Source organism: Gemmatimonadaceae bacterium, assembly GCA_035533755.1.
Lineage (GTDB): Bacteria > Gemmatimonadota > Gemmatimonadetes > Gemmatimonadales > Gemmatimonadaceae > JAGWRI01.
Genome location: DATLTC010000009.1, coordinates 133,451 through 150,624, shown reverse-complemented (window position 1 = coordinate 150,624; position 17,174 = coordinate 133,451). Strand labels below are relative to the sequence as shown.

General features: G+C 71.1%; 16 protein-coding genes. 2 read left to right on the top strand and 14 right to left on the bottom strand.

What is annotated here, in order from left to right:
• Window positions 1-53: 53 nt before the first annotated feature.
• From VNE60_01295 to aspS, 9 genes are all read right to left on the bottom strand, one after another.
• Window positions 54-767 carry a methyltransferase domain-containing protein gene (locus tag VNE60_01295; GenBank protein ID HVB30141.1) on the bottom strand — a complete coding sequence of 238 codons (714 nt, stop codon included), beginning with the start codon at window positions 765-767 and terminating at the stop codon, window positions 54-56.
• Between the two features lie 77 nt (window positions 768-844).
• Window positions 845-2,539 (bottom strand): methylmalonyl-CoA mutase family protein, encoded by a 1,695-nt coding sequence (locus tag VNE60_01290; GenBank protein ID HVB30140.1) that lies wholly within the window; start codon window positions 2,537-2,539, stop codon window positions 845-847.
• Window positions 2,536-3,618: a methylmalonyl Co-A mutase-associated GTPase MeaB gene (meaB, locus tag VNE60_01285; GenBank protein ID HVB30139.1), complete on the bottom strand. Its 1,083-nt coding sequence runs from the start codon at window positions 3,616-3,618 to the stop codon at window positions 2,536-2,538. Before meaB ends, VNE60_01290 begins: the two co-directional genes overlap by 4 nt.
• Window positions 3,615-4,580: a CBS domain-containing protein gene (locus VNE60_01280; GenBank protein HVB30138.1), complete on the bottom strand. Its 966-nt coding sequence runs from the start codon at window positions 4,578-4,580 to the stop codon at window positions 3,615-3,617. Before VNE60_01280 ends, meaB begins: the two co-directional genes overlap by 4 nt.
• On the bottom strand, window positions 4,577-5,794 hold the full coding sequence (locus VNE60_01275; GenBank protein ID HVB30137.1) for a hemolysin family protein: 1,218 nt from the start codon (window positions 5,792-5,794) through the stop codon (window positions 4,577-4,579). Before VNE60_01275 ends, VNE60_01280 begins: the two co-directional genes overlap by 4 nt.
• Window positions 5,791-6,240: an rRNA maturation RNase YbeY gene (ybeY, locus tag VNE60_01270; GenBank protein ID HVB30136.1), complete on the bottom strand. Its 450-nt coding sequence runs from the start codon at window positions 6,238-6,240 to the stop codon at window positions 5,791-5,793. Before ybeY ends, VNE60_01275 begins: the two co-directional genes overlap by 4 nt.
• Window positions 6,237-8,438 carry an HDIG domain-containing protein gene (locus tag VNE60_01265; protein ID HVB30135.1) on the bottom strand — a complete coding sequence of 734 codons (2,202 nt, stop codon included), beginning with the start codon at window positions 8,436-8,438 and terminating at the stop codon, window positions 6,237-6,239. The genes ybeY and VNE60_01265 overlap by 4 nt, the downstream gene beginning before the upstream one ends.
• Before the next feature lie 7 nt (window positions 8,439-8,445).
• A complete protein-coding gene (locus tag VNE60_01260; GenBank protein ID HVB30134.1) occupies window positions 8,446-9,423 on the bottom strand; it encodes a PhoH family protein in 978 nt (325 codons plus the stop codon).
• The gene (aspS, locus tag VNE60_01255) at window positions 9,420-11,204 is read right to left on the bottom strand and encodes an aspartate--tRNA ligase (protein HVB30133.1); all 1,785 of its coding nucleotides are present in this window, start codon (window positions 11,202-11,204) and stop codon (window positions 9,420-9,422) included. Before aspS ends, VNE60_01260 begins: the two co-directional genes overlap by 4 nt.
• Window positions 11,205-11,563: 359 nt before the next feature.
• Here aspS and VNE60_01250 point away from each other — a divergent pair, with 359 nt between their 5' ends.
• Both VNE60_01250 and rlmN read left to right on the top strand, forming a co-directional pair.
• Entirely contained in the window at window positions 11,564-12,352 is a 789-nt protein-coding gene (locus tag VNE60_01250; GenBank protein ID HVB30132.1) for a hypothetical protein, read from the top strand.
• Window positions 12,349-13,434, top strand: a complete 1,086-nt coding sequence (rlmN, locus tag VNE60_01245; protein ID HVB30131.1) for a 23S rRNA (adenine(2503)-C(2))-methyltransferase RlmN — start codon at window positions 12,349-12,351, stop codon at window positions 13,432-13,434. The genes VNE60_01250 and rlmN overlap by 4 nt, the downstream gene beginning before the upstream one ends.
• Here rlmN and VNE60_01240 read toward each other — a convergent pair.
• The 5 genes from VNE60_01240 to VNE60_01220 are packed head-to-tail and all read right to left on the bottom strand — an operon-like array spanning window position 13,360 to window position 17,174.
• The gene (locus VNE60_01240; protein ID HVB30130.1) at window positions 13,360-13,794 is read right to left on the bottom strand and encodes a LytR C-terminal domain-containing protein; all 435 of its coding nucleotides are present in this window, start codon (window positions 13,792-13,794) and stop codon (window positions 13,360-13,362) included. The genes rlmN and VNE60_01240 overlap by 75 nt on opposite strands.
• The gene (locus tag VNE60_01235; GenBank protein HVB30129.1) at window positions 13,791-14,336 is read right to left on the bottom strand and encodes a hypothetical protein; all 546 of its coding nucleotides are present in this window, start codon (window positions 14,334-14,336) and stop codon (window positions 13,791-13,793) included. Before VNE60_01235 ends, VNE60_01240 begins: the two co-directional genes overlap by 4 nt.
• Complete coding sequence (gene folK, locus VNE60_01230) at window positions 14,333-14,746, bottom strand: 2-amino-4-hydroxy-6-hydroxymethyldihydropteridine diphosphokinase (GenBank protein ID HVB30128.1); 414 nt, start codon at window positions 14,744-14,746, stop codon at window positions 14,333-14,335. The genes VNE60_01235 and folK overlap by 4 nt, the downstream gene beginning before the upstream one ends.
• On the bottom strand, window positions 14,739-15,089 hold the full coding sequence (locus VNE60_01225) for a dihydroneopterin aldolase (GenBank protein HVB30127.1): 351 nt from the start codon (window positions 15,087-15,089) through the stop codon (window positions 14,739-14,741). Before VNE60_01225 ends, folK begins: the two co-directional genes overlap by 8 nt.
• Window positions 15,090-15,095: 6 nt before the next feature.
• A complete protein-coding gene (locus VNE60_01220; GenBank protein HVB30126.1) occupies window positions 15,096-17,174 on the bottom strand; it encodes a methyl-accepting chemotaxis protein in 2,079 nt (692 codons plus the stop codon).

Sequence of the window (17,174 nt, the reverse complement as noted above, 5' to 3'; positions counted from 1 at the left end):
CCGGGTCGAGGGGTTCCGTGCGCCGCCGCGCGTCAACGGCACACGCGAACAAGCTAGCGGGCGCGTCGCCGCCGGGGCAACTCGCGCTTGCGGGCCACGAGCAGCATCTCGCTGGATCGCCGGGTGAGGGGGCGGTCGGTCCACCCGTCGTAGGACTCCTCCACCACCAGCCCGGCGTCGGCCATGAGCGCGGCCAGCGCCGACGGCGTGTACAGCCGGATGCGATGCTCCCGCTCACCCGTGCCCTGCGGGCCGTACCAGGTGGAGACCACGGTGAGCACGCCGGACAGCGAGTCGAAGGAGCGCTCCTGCGCCACCAGCGTGCCGTCGGCGGTGCGCCACCAGTCCCGCGTCAGGAACCGGGCCATGACCCCATCCCGGCTGCCTCCGTGCCAGAGCAGCGTGCCGCCCGGCTTGAGCACACGGGCAAACTCATGCAGGGTCCGGGCGTCATCCGCCGGGTCGATGAAGAACCCGAACGACGTGAAGAGGTTCACCACGGCATCGAAGCAGGCCGTCCAGCGAGCCGGCAGCTGCCGCATGTCGCCCTGGTGGTAGCGCAGCGACGGCCCGGTGCCGCGGGCGCGGGCGTGGTGCAGCAATGCGCGCGAGTAATCCAGCCCGTCCACGCGGAACCCGGCCTCGGCCAGCGGATGCGCGTGCCGGCCCTGCCCGCAGGGGACATCGAGCAGGCGCGCCCCCACCGGGAGGCCCAGCAGTTCGATGACGCGGGTGACGTCCTTGCGGGCCCGGTCCGGGGTGAAGATCGGTTCGTATTCGAGCAGATATTGCGCGTCGAAATACGCGCGCCACCACTCGGCACCCTTGGTGCGGGGCCGGCCGCTCAGAAGAACACCGGCTCGCGATAGGCGCCGAACACTTCTTCCATGGCGGCACGGATCTCGTACAGCGTGCAGTAGGCGCGCGCGCAGTCGAGGATCAGCGGCATCAGATTCTGCGTGCCCCGGGCGGCCTCGCGCAGGGCGTGCAGCGCGGCCGTGCACCGGGCGTCGTCGCGCTCGGCGCGCAGCCGGGCCATGCGCTCCTGCTGCCGGCGCTCCGCGTCGCGGCCCACCTTGAGCACGGGAATGGTGAGTTCCGGCTCGTCGGTCACGAACTCGTTCACGCCCACCACCGCGCGCCGGTGCTGCTCGATCTCCCACTGCTGGCGGGCCGCCGACTCGGCGATCTTGCGCTGCAGCCACCCCGTCTCGAGGGCGCGCACCACGCCGCCCATGGCGTCGATCTCGATGAACAGCGCCTCGGCCTCGCGTTCCATCTGGTCGGTGAGCGCCTCCACGTAGTACGATCCGCCCAGCGGATCGAGGACGTTCGGCACGCCGGTCTCGTACGCCAGGATCTGCTGGGTGCGCAGGGCCACCTGCACCGCCTCTTCCGTGGGCAGCGCGAGCGTCTCGTCCATGGAATTCGTGTGCAGCGACTGCGTGCCGCCGAGCACGGCGGCCAGCGCCTGGTACGCCACGCGCACCACGTTGTTCATGGGCTGCTGCGCGGTGAGGGTGACGCCGGCCGTCTGGGAATGGAAGCGCATCATCCACGCCCGCGGATCCTTGGCGCCGAAGCGCTCCTTCATGTGCCGCGCCCAGATGCGGCGCGCCGCGCGGAGCTTGGCGATCTCCTCGAAGAAATCGTTGTGGATATCCCAGAAGAACGACAGCCGCCGCGAGAAATCGTCCACGTCGAGCCCGCGGGCGATGCCCCGTTCCACGTACGTGAAGCCGTCGGCCAGCGTGAACGCCAGCTCCTGCGCCGCCGTGGAGCCCGCTTCGCGGATGTGGTAGCCGGAGATCGAGATCGTGTTCCAGAGCGGCGCGTGGCGCGATCCCCACTCGAAGCAATCCACGATGAGCCGCAACGCCGGCTCCACCGGGAAGCACCACGCGTGCTGCGCCATGTACTCCTTGAGGATGTCGTTCTGGATCGTCCCGCGCAGCTGCTCCGACGACACGCCCTGCTTCTCGGCCGCCGCGATGTAGAACGCCCAGAGGATGATCGCCGGTCCGTTGATCGTCATCGACGTCGAGACCTGGTCCAACGGGATGCCGTCGAACAGCACCTCCATGTCGGCCAGGCTGGAGATGGCGACGCCGGTCTTTCCCACCTCGCCCAGCGACCGCGGGTGGTCGGAGTCGTACCCCATCAGCGTCGGGAAGTCGAACGCCGTGGACAGCCCCGTCTGCCCATGTTCGAGCAGGAACTTGAACCGTGCGTTCGTGTCCTCGGCGCTGCCGAACCCGGCGAACTGGCGCATGGTCCACAGCTTGCCGCGATAGCCCGTGGGGTGGATGCCGCGGGTGAACGGGAACGCGCCCGGCACGCCGAGGTCCGGCTCGCCGCCGCCGGCAACGTCGAGCGGCGTGTACAGCGGCGCGACCTCGGTGGCCGAATTCACGAACGCGACATCGCGCATCTCGCCGCGCGCGTAGCGGGCCCGCCACTGCTCCACTTCGGCGCGCAGCAGGTCGAGCTCGGCGCGCTGCTCGGCCATCGTATCGGGCAATCCTCGCGTGGACGTCATCGCGTCACCTGCGTCAGAAGGGTTCCACTCCGGGCGAGCAGCGCGTCGGCCACGGCAAAGGGATTCGTCCGTCCGGTCTCGAGCGCCGGCAACTGTTCGTCCAGCCACGCGATGGTCGCGGCGTCGCGCCAGAGCCGGTCGCGGACCCGCGTCTCGACCACGCCCATGACCCGGTCCCGCAACCGCCGGCGCCGCCGCGTTCGCAACTCGCCGCTCTGCTCAAGATAATGAACGTGGCGCTCCAGTGCGTCGAGGAGCTCGGTCGTGCCCTCGCCCTTGGCCGCCACCGTGCGCAAAACGGGCGGCGTCCAGCGTTCGGGTTCCGCCTCGCGCGCCGCCTCCCGCGCCAGGCGGGCCGGGTTCATGCGCGACAGATCCACGCCGTGGTGCGCCGGCACGTGTTTCAGCGTGTGCCCGCCGCGCAGGCCCAGCATCAACTCGAGTTCGTTGCGCAGCCGGTCGGCGCCCGGACGGTCGGCCTTGTTCACCACGAACACGTCGGCAATCTCCATGAGCCCGGCCTTGAGCGTCTGGATGGAATCGCCCGACTCGGGCACGAGCACCACCACGCTCGAGTCGGCGATGCGCGAGATGTCGAGTTCGCTCTGGCCCACGCCCACGGTCTCGATGAGAATGCGATCGACGCCGAACGCATCGAGCACATCGGCTACCTCGCTCGTCGTGGCGGCGAGCCCGCCGAGCGATCCGCGGGTGGCCATGGAGCGGATGAACACTCCTGGGTCGAGCGCCACCGACTCCATGCGGATGCGGTCCCCGAGGAGCGCGCCGCCGGTGAACGGCGACGTGGGATCCACCGCCACGACCCCGACGGTGAGTCCCTCGGCGCGATACGCCTGCACCATGAGCGCGGTGAGCGTGCTCTTGCCGGCGCCGGGCGGACCGGTGAGCCCCACCCTGCGGGCGCGCCCCAAGCGCGGCTGCCAGGTGGCGAGCAGTTGATCGAACCCGGCCCGATGGTTCTCGACGATGCTCACGGCGCGCGCGAGGGCGGCGGGGCGGCCGGCCGCGAAATCGCGGAGCAGCGCGTGCTGGGAGGCGGGGGCGGCGGACGCGGTCATGCGGGATTGGGGGACGGTTCGTCATGCTCGTCGCGGATGTCCCCGACGAGCTCTTCGAGCAGGTCTTCGAGAGTCACGAGGCCGAGCGTGCGCCCGGCCGTTTCCTGGACGATCGCCAGGTGCCGGTGGTCTCGCAGCATCTGGAACAATAGCTCGGAGCAGCGGGTGGCCGGCGTGGTGCGGGCCACCGGCCGCGGCGAGGCCAGCGCCTGCTCGGGTCCCTGGAGCAGATCGAACGCATGCAGGATCCCGCGCACCTGATCCAACGACCCGTGGTAGACGGGCACGCGGCTGTACGCGGAACGCGCCACGCGCTCCGCCGCCTGCTGCGCCGGTTCGGCGTCGTCGATCGCGAACACCTGATCGCGCGGCGTCATCACGTCGCGCACCACCTTGTCGCCGAACTGCACCACTCCGGTGATGATCGCCGCGTCGTCGTGAGCGCTCACGCCCTCGAGTTCGCCTTCACGCAGCAGCCGCTCGATCGCGGCGCGCTCCCCGTCGGGGCCGGCCGCGGCCGCCAGGCGCGGCGCGCCGGGCGCGCGCCACACGATCGCCAGCAACGGCGCGGTGACGATCTCGGCCGCGCGCAGCACCGGAAGCGTCCACGGCGCGAGCGCCGAGGGCCAGTGCCGGGCGGCCGCGCGAGCCAGCAGCTGGGCGAGAAAGACGATCACCACGGCGCAGCCGAGCAGCGCGCCGGCCACATGGAGCACCGGCTCGTCCAGGTGGGAAGCCAGCTGCATGCCGGCCACGGCGAGCACGAGGCCGACGGCGACGCTCGCCGCGGCGAGGAGCTGCCGCGGACGCGTGATCGACGCCAGCGTCGCCGTGGGACCGCGCAGGCCCCGCTCGGCCCAATGGCGCAGCCAGATGCGACTCACCAGCCGCACCACGGTGGCGCCGGCCACGATCCAGGCGATGAGCACGGCCGCGAGGGCCACGACGATGCCGTCCGTCACGAGTCCTCCGGCATCGGCGGGGGCGCTGTCGACAGCCGCTCGAAGTACACGCGCTCCACGCGCCGTCGGCGCACCCGCTCCACGATGACGCGGAAGTCGCCGATCGTCGTGCTGTCGCCCGGGTGCGGGACGTGGCCGAACGCGTCGTAGACCAGCCCGCCCACCGTCGTCACGTCCTCGCGTTCCAACGGCGCGCCCACGATGTCCGACAGCTCGCTCAACGGCACCTTGCCGTCCACCCAGAACCGCTCGTTGCCCTCGCGTTCCACGGCGGGCTCTTCCTGGTCGCGCTCGTCGCGGATCTCACCGACGATCTCCTCGAGCACGTCCTCGATCGTGACCAGGCCGGCCGTGCCCCCGAATTCATCGACGACGATGGCGATATGGGTGCCGCTCTTCCGGAATTCGCGCAGTTGCCGGTCGATGGACTTGGAGCCGGGAATGAACGCCGCCGCCCGCACGAGGGATTCCCATCCCGCCGGCGGCTCGTCACCCTGGAGCACCCAGAGCAGCAGGTCCTTGGCGTACAGGACGCCCACGATGTCGTCCAGCGTGTCGCGAAACGCGGGGAGCCGCGCGTGCTCCGAACTCCGCACCCGGTCCAGCACCTCCGACCACGGGGTGCTGACTTCGACTCCGACGATGTCCACCCGCGGCACCATGATCTCTTCCACCGTCGTCTGCCCCAGCGCGAACGCGCGGTGCAACAGCGCCGCCTCGTCGCGGGTCACGTCGGCCTCTGCTTCCACCACCTCGCGGAGTTGCACCGCCGTGGCCTCGCGCTCGGCTCGCGGGTCGCTCCGCGCCGGGATGATGCGATTCAGGGCGGCCTCGATCGCCGTGCCGACGCGCACCACGGGCCGCAGCACCAGCGAGACGAGGACGGTGAATGGGCGCATGCCCGCGGCCACGGCCAGTCCGTGCGCCCCGGCCGCCGAGCGGATCGATGCGTCGGTCACCAGCACCAATGCGAGCAGGGCGACGATGGCCGCGAACTGGGCCGGCGCCGCGAGGCCCAGCCGGAACACGCCGCGGCCGATGCCGGCGCCGACGGCCAGGTACGCGAACACGCGCGCCATGGCGAGCGCCCGGTGCGCGTCGTCGGACCCGGCGATGTGGCGGCACTCCGGCGCCGCCAGCGCGCCGTCGGCGGCCGCCGTGCCCATCGCGATCGCGGCACCGGCGGCCGCCACGGCCCACGCCATGGCGCTCATCGCGCGCCCGCGCGCAGCACGCGCTTCACGATGCGCTCCTGGAGTTGCCACATCGGCGATGCCACGCGCGACTCGTCCTCGGGGTGATCGAACCCGAGCACGTGCAGCGTGCCGTGCACGACGAGCCGCACCAACTCCTCGCGCGGGGCGAGCCGGCGGACGCGAGCGGAGCGGCGCGCGACCTCGGGAGCGATGTAGATGTCTCCCACCACGGGCGCCGCGGGGCCCGCCGGCTCGAAGCCGAACGCGATCACGTCGGTCGTCCCGCGTCGGCCCAGATGCCGGCGATTGAGGGCGGCCATCCGGCGATCGCTCACGAACGTGATGGACAGCACGGCGCGACCGGCGCGCTGGGAGCGGAGGGCGGCCGTCGCGGCGCGCACCACCAGCGTCCTCGGCACGCCCAGGCGCACGGCGTCGACGGCCACGTCCACCACGGCGCTCATCGGGACGCGAACCTCGCCGACACGCCGCCGTCGGCCGCCGGGTACTCGATGCGCACGTGGTGCATGCCCGCGAGGACGCGCGTGAACTCCTCCTTCACGCGCTCCAGCTGGCGCAGCGTGAGCGGCGCGTCGTTGAGTTGCCCCTGCTCCAGCCGCTGCCCCACGATGTGGTCCACGACGTCGCGGATGCGGGCCGGCGTGGGTTCGTGGATCACCCGTGCCGCCGCTTCGGCGCCGTCGGCCAGCATCAGCACCGCCGTCTCGGCACTCCGGGGAATGGGACCGGCGTACCGGTAGTCGGCCACGTCGGGGGCGGCGCCGCCCTGTTCGCGGGCCCGCGCCAGAAAATAGGAGATCGTCGCCGTCCCGTGATGCTCGGCGATGAACGCCCGCAGCACGCGCGGGACCCGGTACTCCTCCGCGAGCTGCAGCCCCTCGCGCACGTGATCTCGGATGATCCGCGCGCTCTGGAGCGGCGTCAGCTTGTCGTGGGGGTTCCGTCCCTCCGACTGGTTCTCCACGAAATACTGCGGCCGCGCCAGCTTGCCGATGTCGTGATAGTAGGCCCCCACCCGCGCCAGCCCGGCGTTGGCGCCGATGGCGCGGCAGCCGGCCTCGGCAAGATTGGCGATCACCATCGAGTGACCGAACGTGCCGGGCGCCTCGAGGCTCAACCGCTGCATGAGCGGGCGATTGAGGTCGGACCACTCGAGCAGCGTGAGGTCGGTCTCGATGCCGGTGTACCGCTCGGCGAGCGGCAGCAGGAGCAGCGCCGCGAGCACGCTGATCGCGGCGTTGAGCGCGCCGTACCCCGACCATGCGACGATCGCGCGCACCGGCAGGTCGAGCATGAGCCCGATCGCCACCGAGGCGGCGCCATACGCGGCCGCGATCACGGCGATCCAACCGTAGGCCTGCTGCCGCGTGCGCACGGCCCGCACGCTGAACGCCGCGGTGGCGCCGCCGATGATGTTCACGAACAGCGCGTTGGCGCCACGCCACTCCGCCTGGCCGGCCAGCAGCGCGGCGAGCAGCACCGCCACGATCATCGCGATGCGCCGATCGAACAACGCGCTGATCACGATCGCGGCGATGCTGACGGGGATGAGTTCCGGCCGGATCGGTCGCAGGTGCGAGACCCCCGCGCCGCCGGCGATCACGAGCCCGATCACCGCCGCGATGACGAACAGCGACCGCAGCGATGCGTAGACGTGCGGCCGGAAGATCAGGATCGTGAGTCCGAGCAGGCCCAGAAGCAGCGCATCGAACAGCAGCGCGCCGGCCACCCGACGGAGCGCGGGCACGGTGCTCCGCCGCTCATCCATGGCCCGGCGCAGCGCGACGAGCTTCTCGTGCTGGTCGGCGCCCACCACCTCGTTCGCGCCGACGATCAACTCGCCGGCCCGCACGTCGTACTTGCTCACCGGCACCGACGCCCCGAGTTGCTCGCGCCGGGTGGCGGTGGCGGCGCGGTCGGCAACGATCGTCGGGTGAAAGAACGCGCGCAGCAGACCAGCGAACGCGCGGCGCGCCACGGCCGATCGTACATCGGGCTGGAAGGCGTGCGCCAGCACGGCGAATTCGCCATACGTGCGCACGCTGTCCGCCGCCACCGAGCGCTCCTCCTGTTGGCCTACCAGGGTCACGTTGCCGCGCACGCCGTCCAACGCGCCCGAATCGGCCACGCCGCCCGAGAGCCAGCGCCCGTACGCCTGCCCCACGGCGTCGAGCAGGAGCGCGCGCGCCGCGGGGTCGGCGAGATACCGCGCCTCGCCCGCATCGAGGGTCACCCCGTGTGACGCGGCCACCGCCTGGACGGCCGCCGCGCTGCCCGCGTGCGCCCGCAGCGTATCGGCGACCGCGGCGGCGAATGCCCGCAGTGACCCGCGCGCCGTGTCGAGCGCGGCCGGCGCGAACACGAATACCGGATCGACGGTCCGCGCGAGCGCTTCCCGTTCCCGCGCCAACTCGGCGCCGCTCTTGAGCACCCGGAAGGCGAACGGCGCGATCACGTTGTCGCCGGCCACCGACCCCGCCGCGTACGTCGGATAGCTGGCGGCCGGCACGGCGGGGAACAGCGCGTACGTGAGGATGACGAGGGCCACGGCCAGCGCGATGCGCGGCCCGTGGTCCACCCGCTGCCCGTCGCCGGATGGAGGCTCGTCGCGCTCCCGGTCCGTCCGCCCGCGCGGATTCACGGCGCGCTCAACTCCCCGCGTCCGTCGCGTATGCCCGGATGATCTCCCGCACCAGGCGGTGGCGCACCACGTCGCTCTCGTCGAAGTAGTGGAACGAGATCCCCTCGATGCCGTTGAGGATCCGCTCCACCTGCAGGAGTCCCGACTCCTCGCGCTTCGGCAGGTCCACCTGCGTCTTGTCGCCGGTCACGACCACCTTGGAATTCACGCCGAGCCGGGTCAGGAACATCTTCATCTGCATTGCCGTCGCGTTCTGCGCTTCGTCGAGGATCACGAACGCATCGGCCAGCGTGCGGCCGCGCATGAACGCCAGCGGCGCGATCTCGATGACGCGCGTCTCGAGCGCCTTCTGCACCCGGTCGAACGGCATCATCTCGTCAAGCGCGTCGTACAGCGGCCGCAGGTACGGATCCACCTTCGCCTGCATGTCGCCGGGCAGGAAGCCGAGCGATTCGCCCGCCTCCACGGCCGGCCGCGCCAGCACGATCCGGCGCACGCGCTTGCGCGTGAGCGCATCGACGGCCGCCGCCACGGCGAGATAGGTCTTGCCGGTGCCGGCCGGCCCGATGCCCACCACGATGTCCTGCTCCGCGATCTTGGCCAGGTACGCCGCCTGCCCCGGCGTCTTGGCCTGCACCACCTTGCGCACGCCCGGCAGCGCGATCCGCGACGTCGCCGCGCCGCTCTCCGGGCCGCCGGCGCCGTCCTCCCGCTCCTCGATGCCGAGCTCCGAGAACCGCAGCACGTCGTCGGCCGACAGGCTCAACCGCTGGCGTGCCACGTCGACCATGCGCTGCCCCACCGGCGCGGCCCGCCCCACCATCTCTTCGGGACCGGTGATCGCCAGCGCCTCGCCGCGCAGCGCCACCCGCACGCCGAACAGCCGCGACAGCTCCACGAGGTTCACATCGTTCACCCCGGCGAGCGTGAGCAGGTCGGCCCCCTCGGTGGAGATCCGACGCGTGGTGCTGGTGGGGTCCGTCACGTCCGCGGTCCGGTGATCGCGATGTGCAGGTCGCGCAGTTCCTCAGGCGGCACCGGCGCCGGCGCGCCCTCGAACAGCGCGCGCGCCGCCGTCGTCTTGGGGAACGCGATCACGTCGCGCAGCGACGACGCGCCCGCGAGCATCATCGCGATGCGATCGAACCCGAGCGCGATCCCGCCGTGCGGCGGCGCGCCGGCCCGCAGCCCCTCGAGCAGGAAGCCGAATCGCGCCTGCGCCGTCGCCTCGTCGATGCCGAGGAGCGTGAACATCCGGCTCTGCAGCGCCGGATCGCCGATCCGGATGCTGCCGCCGCCCAGCTCCGTGCCGTTGAACACCACGTCGTACGCCTGCGCGCGCACGCGCTCCGGCGCCGAGTCCAGCAGCGGCACGTCGTCGGGATGCGGCGACGTGAACGGGTGATGCACCGAGGCGAGCTGGCCGGTGGCCGGATCGAGATCGAACAGCGGAAAATCGGTGACCCAGAGGAATGCGTGCGCGGTGGGCGGCACCAACTCCAGCCGGCGCGCCACGTCCTGCCGCACGCGATCGAGCGCCGGATTCGCCACGCGGTCGGTGGCCGCCACGTACAGCCCCACGGCGCCTTCCGGCAGCCCGAGCCTGGCGGCCGCGCCCTCGCCGAGGAATTTGGCCGCCGGCCCTTCCAGCGCGCCGTTCACGTGCTTGATCCGCAACAGCCCCATCGCCCCAGCCGCCTTGGCTTCGGCCTCGATCTCGTCGAGCTGCTTGCGCGACAGCGCCGCGCCGCCGGGCACGACGATGCCGCGAACGCGCCCCCCCTGCTCCAGCGCCGACCGGGCAATCCCGAAGTCGGTGCCGCGGAACACGTCGCTCACGTCGGTGATCTCGAGTCCGTAGCGCAGGTCCGGGCGGTCGCAGCCGAATCGCTCCATCGCGTCGGCGTACGTCATCCGCGGAAACTCCGCGGGCACGGTGTATCCCCCTTCGCCCCATACCGCGGCCACGAGGCCTTCCGTGAGCCGCACGATGTCCTCCTGCCCGATGAACGACGCCTCGATGTCGATCTGCGTGAACTCGGGCTGGCGGTCGGCGCGCAGATCCTCGTCGCGGAAGCAGCGCGCAATCTGGAAGTAGCGGTCGTAGCCCGCCACCATCAGGAGCTGCTTGTAGAGTTGCGGCGACTGCGGGAGCGCATAGAACTCGCCGGCGTGGACCCGGCTGGGCACCAGATAGTCGCGCGCCCCCTCGGGCGTGGGCTTGGTCAGGATCGGCGTCTCGATTTCCAGGAACCCGCGCTCGCTCAGGAAGCGCCGCGTGACCTGCATGAGCCGGTGACGGAGCACCAGGTTCTCCTGCAACTCCGGGCGCCGGAGGTCGAGGTACCGATGGCGCAGCCGGAGATCCTCGGCCGGCAGATTCTCGCCGCGCGTACGGGCCACGGGGATGGCCGGCACCGCGGCCGGCCCCACTACGCGCAGAGACGACACGCGCACCTCGATCTCCCCCGTGGAGAGTTCGGAGTTCTGCATGGTCGCCGGCCGCAGCGCCACCTCGCCCTCCATCAGGACCACCGTCTCATTGCCGAGCGCGGCCGCCTGGTCGCACAGCGCCTTGGGCGCCCGCTGCGGATCGAACGAGGCCTGGACGATGCCGCTCAGGTCGCGCAGATCCACGAACACGAGCCCGCCCAGGTTCCGCGCCCGGTGAACCCAGCCGCCGAGGCGAACGCGTTGACCAACGTGCTCGGCGCGCAGGGCGCCACAGCGATGGGTACGTAAGGTGGTGGAGAGGTCGGTTTGCATGAACAGTTGAGATTGGATCGGCGGCTCAGCTGCCGCCGGGGGCGTGGCACGCATGCCCGGGGACGCGGCTTCGCGGATCAGTGCGCCGGCCGTCGGCCGGACGCACAAACCGACCCGGAAAGCCTGGGCCGGGTCGGCGGAGATGGGCGGTAACCGGGGAATGACGCATCGAACCTTCTATGATAATGCCGGACTGTGACTTACGGTAGCCGCTCGCTTGACGCACGAGATCGCCACCAATTAGCATTAAGTGTATGCGCCGCTTGCTTTTCGCCGCTCTCATCTGCTGCAGTCTGGTAACTCCGTTGAGAGCCCAACTGGTTCCAGCGCGCGACCTCCTGGACTTCCCGATCGGGTCCATGGCCGAGCCCGGGGCGCTGTCGATGCAGATGTCGAGCGGCCTGTGGAACCCCGCGGCAGTCAGCATTCCCAACGGCGAGCGTGTGCAGGCAGGGCTGGTGGCACTCAACTCGCCCATCGAACAGGGCGTTTCGGCTCAACTCGCGGCCGGCTCCGTGGTCCTGCCCCGCGATGCCATTCTCACCGCCTCGGTGCTGCGGGCGACGGTCACCGATCTGGTGCAGACGCAGACCGATCCGCAGAGCGTCGGCGCCGAGATTCCATACGGCACGACGGTGTTCTCCGTGGGACTCTCGCGCCGCTTCGCGGGTGTCACGGCCGGGATCGCAACGCGCATCCGCACCGGCACCGCCGATTTCATCCAGCGCACCGCGATGTCCATCGACGGCGGCGTGGTGGTGGACCGGCTGTTCGGCACCCCGGTGCGCGTGGCGGCATCCACGTTCCTCCTCAGCCCGTCGCGGTCACGCGAGGTGCCGACGCTCCTCGGGGCGGCCGATCTGCCGGTGTACGCGCGCGGGACGCTCTTCGAGGCACGGGCCGGACTCGCCGCCTCAGCTACCGACGGGCGCGGTTCGGAACAGTATTTGTACGGGGCGCTGCGCTACGCGGGGCTCGAAGCCCGAGGGGGCATTGCGCGAGCGCGGCAGTTCGGCGCCACGTCGGACCACCTGCGGCTCGGGCTCGACATGCGTTACGCGCGCTACGCCGTCGGCATAGCGCGCGAGGAAGAGGGCGCCGGCCTCGGCGCCGTGTATCAGTTCATGCTCACTTCGGAGTTTCCATGAGTGCCCAGGAGAATCTCCTCGATCTGACGCCGGCGCAGGCGTTGGACCGGCTCACTGCGTTCATGAAGGGCGCCGGACTGCCCGCATACCGGGCCAGGCAGATCGTGCGCCACCTCTGGGTGACGCCGGCGCCCGACTTCGCGAGCATGAGCGACCTGCCGTCCTCGCTGCGCCAGCAGCTTGCCGAGCATTTCACGATCCCGCGGCTGGAGATCGCGGCGCGGGAAACGTCGTCGGACGGCACCGAGAAGTTCCTGTTCCGTCTGGCCGATGGCGAGGCGATCGAGACGGTGGCGATCCCCGACGGGAATCGCATCACGCTGTGCGTGTCGTCGCAGGCCGGGTGCGCCCTGCAGTGCGCCTTCTGTGCCACCGGCGCCATGGGCTTCGCGCGGAACCTCGCGGTGCACGAGATCGCCGGCCAGGTGCGCGAGATGCGGTTGCTCGACCCGCCGATCACGGTGACCAACGTCGTGTTCATGGGCATGGGCGAGCCGCTCATGAACTGGAAGGCGGTGGATGCCACGCTGACGATTCTCAACGAACCGAACGGGTTCGGCATCGGCGCGCGCCACATCACGGTGTCCACCGTGGGCGTGCTGCCCGGCATCGTGGCTCTGGGCAAGCGGCCGGAGCAGTTCCGGCTCGCGATCTCCATTCACGCGCCGAGCGATTCGCTGCGCCGTGAGTTGATGCCCATCAACACCAAGTTTCCGTTGGCCGACGTGATCCAGGCCGCCAAGGTGTTCGATCGGCGGGTGACGTTCGAGTATGTGATGCTCGGCGGGGTGAACGACGCCGAGGAGCACGCCCTCAACCTGGCGAACCTGGCCCTCGAGTGCCGCGCGTTCGTGAACCTGATTCCCCTGCATCCGGGCGGGGCGCGCGGCTTCACGCCCAGCACGCGCGACAAGATCACCGCGTTCGCGCGCGAGTTGCGTGCCCAGGGGGTGGAGGTCGCCGTCCGGAAGAGCCGCGGCATGGACATCGCCGCGGCCTGTGGCCAGCTACGGGTTGAGCGGCTCGGGCGGCGCGCGCCAGGTACGCCCCAGCAGGACGGTGACGTCCACGTAGTGCGTTGAATCGGGGCGCGCCTCCACGCGCGCCCCGCCGAGCGCGTCGGCCACGCGCTGCGCCCACTCCGGATGGTTCGAACGGTCCAGCACCAGGGTGCTGTCCTGCTGCGCGGACTCGGTGCCGATGAGCACCACATCCAGGCCCTGATCACGCAGCACGAACGTGGCGCGGCGCGCCAGGCCACGAATCTTGGTCGCGTTGAGCACCTCCACGCGAACGCGCTGGCGGTTGGGCGCGGTGAGGTCGGGCGGCGGCGCCACGGCTGCTGCCCTTGCCGCGACCGCGTGCACCCGCCATGCGTACCATCCGCCGCCGACGGTGGCGCATACGATGCAGGTGGCGACCAGCAGACGGACCCGCGTCACTGCAGGTGGTTCCAGAGCGCGATCGTTTCCTCGAACACCGGATGCCCCTCGCGTAGCGCCCATTCGATGCGCGCCCGCACCACCTGACGGAACACACCGTCGAAGTCGTGCGGTACCTGGGCGGCGAGAAACGCCCGGTCGGCGCGCGCGAACTTCCGGCCGGGCTCGAGGAAGTCCGCCATGTACAGCGCCTGGCCCGTGCGCGCCCAGTCCGGATGCCCGATCGTATGGAACCGGATCGCCGCGAGCAGCTCGCGACGCGTCTCGCCTTCGCGGGCGAGCGCGGTGGCCGCCGCCGGCCCGTGCAGCATGGAGGCCCGGCTCGTCGCGTCGCCGGTGAGGGCGCGCAACGTGGCGTCGGGCGCGTCGCGGAGCGCGTCGTGCCACCGGCCGGCGTCGCGCCATTCGGCGCGTTCGGCGATCGACAACCCGAGCGCCGCGCTCCATGTGTCGAGCAGCGCGGTCACGCGTTCGATGTGGGCTCGGCGGGACTCCCCGACCTGCGCCCAGACGGGTAGCGCCAGCGAGTCGCCCGCGCTCACGCCGCCACGCCTCGCAGCAGCGCGATCTCACGCTGCCAGAAGGCGCGATCGAGGAGGCCCGGATGCGGCACCGTGAGCCGCGCGTCGTCGATGCACCGGTCGCCGAACTCCACGATATCGAGGTCGAGGATGCGCGGGCCCCAGCGCACACGCCGGGTGCGGCCGGCGTCGCGCTCGATGGCCTGCAGGGCGTCGAGCAGCTGGTGCGGCGAGAGCACCGTCTCGACCGCGACCATCTGGTTCAGATATGGATCCTGGCCCGGGGGCCCGAACGGCTCCGTCTCCTCCACCGGCGTCTCGGCCACGACGCGGGTGTCGGGGATCGCGCGCAGCGCGGCGCGCGCGCGGTCCAGCGCGCCGGCGCGGTCGCCGAGGTTGGATCCGAGCGCCACGTACACCAGTTCACCCATGGACGGGGCGATGGATCGTGACTTCCACGTACTCGAGTGGCGCGCCGAGCGGCACGTTCGGCTTGCGCACCGTGACCACGACGCCCGCCACGCCGGGCACCGCCAGGGCGCCGCGGGCCACGCGCTCCGCGATCTCCTCGATGAACTCGCGCGGCGATTCCATCACTGCGTCGCGGGCCGCCGCGTGCAGCGCGCGGTAGTCCACCACGCCGGCCCGTCCGGGCGTGATGTCGGCCGCGAGGTCCACCTCGAGCGGTTGCGGGTGTTCACGCTCATGGGGCAGGATGCCCACGAGCACGTGAAAGCGCATGGCGCGCAGGGTGATGCGATCGAATGGCGACATGGAGGGTCAGCCTACGCTGGTGATCCGATGGGTGAGCTCGCTCAGATAGACGGCGACGGCGCGCAACTCCTGGGTCGCGCCCTCGAGCTCGCGGAGCGCCGCCGCCTGGTCTTTGGCGGAGGCCGTCACGGATTCGGCGCCGGCGCGGTTGCGCTGCGAGATCACGGCGATGCGGGCCACGCGCTCGCGCAGCTTCCCGAACTCGAGTTCCTGAGCGCGCGACGTCTGCGCAATGCGCTGGGCGCCGGCGGCGGACGCCGCGGTGGCCTCGACGATCAGGTCGAGCGCCGAGCGCGCCGATTCGGAGAGCGACTCGACGTCGCTCACGATCGCCTGGCCGCGCCCCATCTGCAGCGCCACGCGGCGCATCTGCTCCTCGAACCCCATCAGCACGTCGCTGGCGTCGTCGGCGGCGCCGGCGCTCTGCTCCGCGAGCTTGCGCACTTCGTCGGCCACCACCGCGAATCCCTGTCCCTGCTCGCCCGCCCGCGCCGCTTCGATGGCGGCGTTGAGCGCGAGCAGGTTGGTCTGGTCGGCCAGCGACCGGATGACCGAGATGAACTCGGTGATGCGGTGCGTGGCCTGCGCCAGCGCTTCCACCTGCGCCCCGCTCTCGCCCACGAATCCCTTCGCGTTCACGAGCCGCTCGATGGCCGTGGCGATGGTGAACCGGTGCTCGGCGGCGATCTCGGTGGCGCGCTGGCTGGCCGACGCCGCTTCGTTGCCGTCCCGGGCCACCTCCGCCGTGGCGCCGTGCAGCGACGTCGTGGCCTCGAGGCTGCGATCGATCTGCTCGTTCTCTTCCACCACGCCGCGGCCCATGTCGGCGATGGTCCGCGCCACGCTCTCGCCGCCCGTGCGCAGCGCGCGCGCCGATTCGGTGAGCGTGTCGAGTTGCGAGCTCACCCGGGTCATGGCTTCGAGCAACGGCTGCCGGAGGTCATGGATATGAAGCGTGGTCGCGAGCTGGTTGGCGAACCGCCGGATGAGTCCCACTTCCTTGAGCGAGTATGCGTTGCGCTTGTGGTGTTCGAGCTCCAGGAGCCCCACGTTGCGATCGCCGAAGCGCAGCGGGATCACCGCCACGCTCTCGATGTTCGGCATCGGGACCTCCACGCGCGGGTCGTGCTGCGCATCGCCCACGATCACCGGCTGTCCTTCCTCCAGCGCCGTCCGGCGCAGGCGATCGGCCGAGACGGCCACCGCGACGGCGCCCTCCACCGTGCCGCCCGCGCGATTCCAGACGAGCGACAGCTGATCGCCCTGCAGGCGATAGATGCTGAACGACCGCCAGTCCACCAGCCGATGGGCCAGGGCTTCGATGCGCCGGAAGGCGTCGGCCAACCCGACGTCCGACGACACCACCTGCTCCATGGCGAGGATCTTGTTCAGTTCCTCGGCGGCCACCGCCTCCTCGAGAATTCGCTTCAGCAGCAGGCCGGCCAACGCCAGCACCAGTCCCACCACGACCCAACCGGCGGGCCCGAGCTCGGTGATCGTCAGGAGGATGATCGCGATGGCGATCACGCCGGCCCCGAACCCGATCACCTCGTAGCGCAGGATGAGGGACTTCTCCTCCTCCAGCAGCTTGTCGCGGAATACCAGCGTGAAGTAGAGGAGCGCGCGGCTGATGAAGAAATACGCGAACATCAGCAGCGCCAGCGGCGGGATGCTGTCGGCCGAGAGCGTGGAGCCCACGGCGCCGGTGAGGCGGGCCGACCACGCGTACATGCCCACCGCCGAGACCAGCGCGAGCACCTCGCGGCCGGCATTGATCCACGCCGATTCCAGCGGCTTGCGCAGGATCACGCGGTCGGCCACGAACACCCCGACGTACAGGCCGATCGCCGTGGCCGGCGCGCCCACGACCACCGCGCCGGCCACGGCCGGGATGCCCAGCAGGTTCAGCGCGCCATACTTGGTGAGCGGAATCTGCTGGATGCGCAGGAACAGCGCGGCCACGGCGAGCACGCCGATGCCGATGCCCTGCCCCATCCAACGCGGATCGACGGCCACCGCGCCAACCAGCGCCAGCATGCCGATGGTGCCGAGCGTGCGCGCGTAGAACCGGAGAAAGAACTGCAC